General features: G+C 69.8%; 2 protein-coding genes. One reads left to right on the top strand and one right to left on the bottom strand.

What is annotated here, in order from left to right; all coding sequences use genetic code 11:
• Positions 1-685: 685 nt before the first annotated feature.
• Positions 686-3037: an XRE family transcriptional regulator gene (locus AC5P09_RS46595; RefSeq protein ID WP_493879746.1), complete on the top strand. Its 2352-nt coding sequence runs from the start codon at positions 686-688 to the stop codon at positions 3035-3037.
• Between the two features lie 8 nt (positions 3038-3045).
• Here the strand turns inward: AC5P09_RS46595 and AC5P09_RS46590 are convergent.
• A partial coding sequence (locus AC5P09_RS46590; RefSeq protein ID WP_493879745.1) for a hypothetical protein occupies positions 3046-4514 on the bottom strand: 1469 nt, incomplete at its 5' end.

Below are 4514 nucleotides of genomic sequence, written 5' to 3'. Positions count from 1 at the left end.
TACGAACACGACCACCGAGCCAACTCCGCCTTGGAGCTGGCCGCTTAGAAGATCTCCACAGTCCGAGGGGATTGACATCCGCGCACACCCCCGCCTTGATCGGCACACCACGACCACAGGGACGCCATCCGCTGCCAACGGCTCAAGAAACCACCGAGGAACACCTTCGAAGCCAAACGCTGGGACGAGCCCCGCCCTCCCGCCACGTCAGCTACTTACTCAAAGTCACCGGGAACCCAGGACGCCTATCCTCACCTGCGATAACACCCTAAATCACCGGCATTGTCGGGCAGAGGCACATTTCGTTTGTCTGACCACCCGTCGGACATCAAACCTCATGAAAGCGCGAGGCTGGTACTACAGCCGCAGGTCTTCGTTGCCCTGATCGAAGCTGATCGGTTCGACGCCTACGGGGTGACCACCCTCGACCGTGCCGCCTGCCAGACGAAGCAGCCAGCGTCTCGACGATCGAGGCTGACCGGTTCTGACCGCCGGTTCAAGATCTGCGGCTGTAGTACTGGTGTCGGGCTCATGGCGTTGGCGTTCCAAGCCGTCATTCAGATCTCGTCGATATCATTGCGGGAATGGCGAGTTGGGGGAGTCCAGAGTGGAACTGTTGACGGGCATGGTGCTCTCAGCTGTCGGTACGGTCACTTCGGGTGCTCTTTCCGGAGCGGGTGGCGAGATGGGCAGGCGGACCTCCGAGAGGCTCTTCGACCTGCTGAGCCGTGGCCGCGCCGAGGATGGTGAAGCGGACGCCGGGGCCGGAGGGAGAGGTCTGAGCCAACCTGCCCTGCCCGTCACCGAGACCGAGCGGACGGCGGCCGCGTTACGGCTGATGGAAATCGCCCGCAGTTCCCCGGAGTCGGCGCGCGAGGTGACGCAGTGGGTCCGTGAAGCCTCGTGGCTGGTGCCGAGGGCCGTGCCTTCTGTGGCGCACGGTGCCTCTCGTCCGCAGATGCTGCCGCCTGCGAGTGCGGTGTTCACCGACCGCGCGGATGTGCTCGCGTGGATCACTGCATTGCTGGACGAGGAGGGACGGCCGCCGGGTGCGCCGACGATCGCCGTTCTCACCGGGCCGGGTGGTATCGGCAAGACTGCCGCCGCCGTCCAGTGCGCGTTCGAGCTGGAGGCGCGGTTCCCTGACGGTGCCCTGTTCGTGGACCTGAACAGTGCTTCGGGTACGGCGCTTTCGCCTTCCGAGGTGCTCGCGCGGTTCCTGGAGCGGCTCGGGGTTCCGACCGCCAAGGTGCCGGGTGACGAGGCGCGGCAGCGGGATCTGTACCGCGACTGTATGGCTGGCCGGCGCGTGATCGTCGTCCTGGACAACGCTCGTGGCGACGCCCAGGTCCTTCCGTTTCTTCCTGCCTCGCCGGGGTGTCTCGTGCTGGTGACCAGCCGGCATCGGCTGGGGCGCCTCGTGGGCGAGTACGGGGCTCGGCCGCTGCCTCTGGGGCCGCTGTCGACCGAGGACTCCGCCAGTTTGATCAGGCGGGTCGTCGGAGGAGACCGCCCGCCTGCCCCGGATGAGCTCGTCCGTGCTGTGGTGGAAGGCACCGGCGGGATTCCCCTCGCGGTGTGCACCGCGGGCGCCAGCCTGGCCGTCCGGGAGCACCTGACCTGGGAGCGCGTCGCGCGACAGCTGTCCGACCGGATCCGTGGCCACGACCAGGAGGGCGCCGCCATGCGAGAGGGAAGTCCTGACGCTTCGGGAAATCCGGCGGATCCCGTTCGCCTCGCCCAGGATGTCTCCTACGGTGAACTGACGCCCGGCTGCGCTGCCTTCTACCGCGCGATCGCGGTGTGGGCATGGCCGGCCGTGAGCGTCATGTGCGCCGCGCACGCCGCAGGCGTCCCCGAGGCCGAAGCCCGGGCGCTGCTTGAGCAACTGGCCCGCGTACATCTGCTGGAGGAGGTCGGGGAGGAGCGTTACCGGTTCCACGACCTGACCCGGGCGCACGCTCGTGAGCTCGCGGACGCTGAGGACGGTCACGCCAGCATGGCCGCGGCGGCCCGCCGGGTGGCGGTAGCGCATCTGCGCTTCGCGGCGGGCGCGGACTTCCGGGTCATGCCGCTGCGGTGGCGGCTCGGCCCCGCCTACCGGCGGCTTGCACTCCCGGAGCGCCGTGACCGGGCGGACGGCAAACGCGCGCTGGCGGAACTACGCCGTGAGCGGGAGAACCTCGCGGCCGTCATCAAGGCCGCCGCGCACCACGGCTTCCACGACCTCGTATGGCAGCTGTGCGAGGCCATGTGGGGTTTGCATCTGCTGCTCGGTTTCCACGCGCAGTGGACCGACACGCATCTGCTCGGAGTCGAGGCCGCGCGGCGCAGCGTGGTGGAGGAGTTCGGTGATCCGCGTGCGGTGGGCCGCATGTGGACGCAACTCGCCTTCGGCTACATGGGGCTTGGCCAGGTGGCCGCTGCCGAGGACGCCCTCAAGGAGGCCAGGGCCGCGGACCGGGCATGCGGCCATCACCGCGGGGAGGCGACCGCCGTCGAGGCTCTGGGGCTGCTCCGTCTCAGGCAGTGGGAGTACGTGGCGGCCCAGCGGTGCTTCGAGGAGGCGCAGCGGATTCTGGACGGTATCGGCCAGGGTGAGGACGGCTGGGACGACGTGCCCCGTGCCACCGCCCTGCTGGAGCACCACATCGGCCGTACCCAGACCAAGCAGCGGCAGTTCGCCGCCGCCGTCGCCCGGCTGAACGACGCCCTCGCGCGGTTGCGCGACCTGCCGGGCGGCGACCCCTACAACGAGGGCCGTGTCTACATGAGTCTGGGCGACGCGCACCTGGACTCCGGAGACGCGGAACTCGCGCGCGTGTGCTTGGACAACTCCGTCAAGGCCATGACCGAGGCGGGCGCGGGGCTGCAGCTCGCCGACGCCCTCGTGGCGAGGGCGGAGTGCCATCGCGGCGCTGGCCGCCCGGCACAGGAAGCGGAAGATCTACGCGCCGCTGTCGCGTGCTTCGAGGAGAACGAGGACCCGGCCGGCCTCGAACGGGTGCGGGCGCGGCTGGCTGAGGTGGAGGCGTGAGGGCCGACTCACGGTGAGGACGGAGAGAGCGGTTCGACGGCGACGCGGTGCGCCACCCCGCCCGTGCGCACGGTGATCTCCGGGACAGCCAGCGCCAACGGTTTGCCGCTCGCCGTCCAGGCGTAAAGCGCGGAGGCGTAGACGGCGGGATCGCACAGGTCGGGCCGCCCGTCGGGGTCGGCCGTGGCGGACAGCCGTACGAGGTCTCCCCCGCGGGTGCGTACGACACAGCGGTCCGGGCCGTCGACGTAGGCGACCAGACCGCAGTACGGGTAGCGGTCGAGCGCCTCCGAGGCCCAGACAGTCGGCGGGCCGAGCCGTGGGTCGTCCCCGGCCGCATGCCGTACGACGACGTCGGCGACGCGCAACCGACCGGTCTCCCTTGTCTCCTCGTCGGCCACAGTGTGCGTGGTGTCCGCCCGCACCGCCGGGTCTTCCGACGGATCGGGCTCGTCGCCGACGACGGCGTACCGGACGAGGGAGAGTTCCGGCGGATCCGTACTGATCCGCTGGGCGAGGACGCGGATCGGCGCGGTGACGCGGGCGGGAATGTACGGCGGCAGCGGCAGCGGGTCGAGCAGTGCCGGGTGCGCTGCGGGCTCGGGTATGTCCATGAGGTCGTAGAACAGGCGGCGCAGCAGGGCGGCCGACTCTCCTGGTGACGAACTGGTCTGCTCCGCCAGCTCCTTGTAGTGGCCGGGGTTGTATGAGGCGATGGCTCGGTCGATCTGTGCGCGGAGGCTGCCGTGGGGGAGGAGCCGGGGTGCCGTACGGCCGAGGGCTGCCACCGGGGAGTGGGGGTCGAGGTCTTCCTGGGGGAACGCTCCGAGGAGGACGGGGATGCCTATGGACGCCGCGTAGTAGGTGACGCTTGAGTGGTCCCCCAGGACACAGTCGGCGGCGATCAGGGCCTGTCTCCACCCGTCGAGCGGCGGGATCGCCTCAAGTCCGGCTCGCCGCGCGTTGTCCAGCCACGCACGGACCTGGCCAGGACCGTGGCCGTACCAGATGTTCGGATGCAGCACAGCGGTCGTGCGGTACTCGTCGGCCGGCAGCTCCGCCGCCAGACGCGACAACAGCCAGGGCAGCAGATCATCCGCACCTGGCTCGCCCGCTCCTCCTGCCCCGGTACCGCCGAAGAGGGAACGCGGTGCCCAGGTCGAGCTGACGACGATCAGCCGCTGGCCGGGCCCCACGCCCAGTGCACGGCGGAAACGGTCCCGTTGGGGGAGGGCGGCGAGGATACGGTCGTAGCAAGGATCCCCGGCGAGTACCGCCGTGGGCACCGCCTCAGGACAGGCCGCGCGCAGCCTCTCCAACTGTTCGGGGTGGGACAGCACCGTGGCGGTCGCGAGCGGACGCCCGTCCTCCAGGAGCCAGTCCGGCGACAGGCCGAAGACCGGTGTTCGGTGTTCGGTGTTCGGTGTTCGGTGTTCGGTGTTCGGTGTTCGGTGTTCGGTGTTCGGTGTTCGGTGTT

Source organism: Streptomyces sp. a15 (genome assembly GCF_059026085.1).
This window is presented reverse-complemented; position numbering and strand designations above follow the sequence as displayed.